General features: G+C 59.4%; 1 protein-coding gene. It reads left to right on the forward strand.

Annotation, left to right across the window (positions count from 1 at the left end):
* Positions 1–1,435 (forward strand): transketolase (gene tkt, locus ACSZPU_RS25690; protein WP_499004434.1); only part of this gene is annotated, 1,435 nt, incomplete at both ends.

Below are 1,435 nucleotides of genomic sequence, written 5' to 3' on the forward strand. Positions count from 1 at the left end.
GGCATTGCGAATGCAGTGGGCATGGCGATTGCCGAGAAAACCCTGGCGGCGCAGTTCAACCGTCCGGGCCACGACATTGTTGACCACTTCACGTATGCCTTTATGGGCGACGGCTGCATGATGGAAGGTATCTCCCACGAGGTATGTTCCCTGGCCGGTACCCTGAAACTGGGCAAACTGGTGGCGTTCTACGACGACAACGGCATCTCCATCGACGGCCACGTTGAAGGCTGGTTCACCGATGACACCGCAGCCCGCTTTGAAGCCTACGGCTGGCACGTGGTGCGCGGCGTTGACGGTCACAATGCGGACTCCATCAAACGTGCAGTAGAAGAAGCACGCGCGGTCACGGACAAACCGTCTCTGCTGATGTGCAAAACCATCATCGGTTTCGGTTCGCCGAACAAAGCCGGTACGCATGACTCCCACGGTGCCCCGCTGGGTGACGCCGAAATCGCCCTGACCCGCGAAGCGCTGGGCTGGAAACATCCGGCGTTTGAAATCCCGTCTGAGATTTATGCCCAGTGGGATGCAAAAGAAGCCGGTCAGGCGAAAGAGTCTGCCTGGAACGAGAAATTCGCTGCTTACGCGAAAGCCTTCCCGCAGGAAGCGGCAGAATTCACCCGTCGTATGAGCGGTGAGCTGCCGACTGACTTTGACGCGAAAGCGAATGAATTCATTGCGAAACTGCAGGCGAACCCATCCAAAATCGCCAGCCGTAAAGCCTCCCAGAACGCGATTGAAGCGTTCGGCCCGCTGCTGCCGGAATTCCTCGGTGGCTCCGCTGACCTGGCACCGTCTAACCTGACTATCTGGTCCGGCTCTAAGGCGATTAACGAAGACGCTGCAGGCAACTACATTCACTACGGCGTGCGCGAGTTCGGTATGACCGCGATTGCCAACGGTGTCTCCCTGCACGGTGGTTTCCTGCCGTACACCTCCACCTTCCTGATGTTTGTGGAATATGCCCGTAACGCGGTGCGTATGGCGGCGCTGATGAAACAGCGTCAGGTGATGGTCTACACCCACGACTCCATCGGTCTGGGCGAAGACGGCCCGACGCACCAGCCGGTAGAGCAGGTGGCAAGCCTGCGTGTGACCCCGAACATGTCCACATGGCGTCCGTGTGACCAGGTGGAATCGGCGGTGGCGTGGAAATACGGTGTTGAGCGTGCCGACGGCCCGACGGCGCTGATTCTGTCCCGTCAGAACCTGGCGCAGCAGGAGCGTACTGAGCAGCAACTGAAAGACATCGCCCGCGGCGGTTACGTGCTGAAAGACTGTGCTGGCCAGCCGGAGCTGATTTTGATCGCCACCGGTTCAGAAGTTGAGCTGGCTGTGGCTGCGTATGAAAAACTGACTGCCGAAGGCGTGAAGGCGCGGGTGGTGTCCATGCCGTCCACCGACGCATTCGACAAGCAGGATGCGGCCTACC

Origin of the sequence: Phytobacter sp. V69 (assembly GCF_965644215.1) — a bacterium.
In the GTDB taxonomy this organism is placed as follows: domain Bacteria; phylum Pseudomonadota; class Gammaproteobacteria; order Enterobacterales; family Enterobacteriaceae; genus Phytobacter.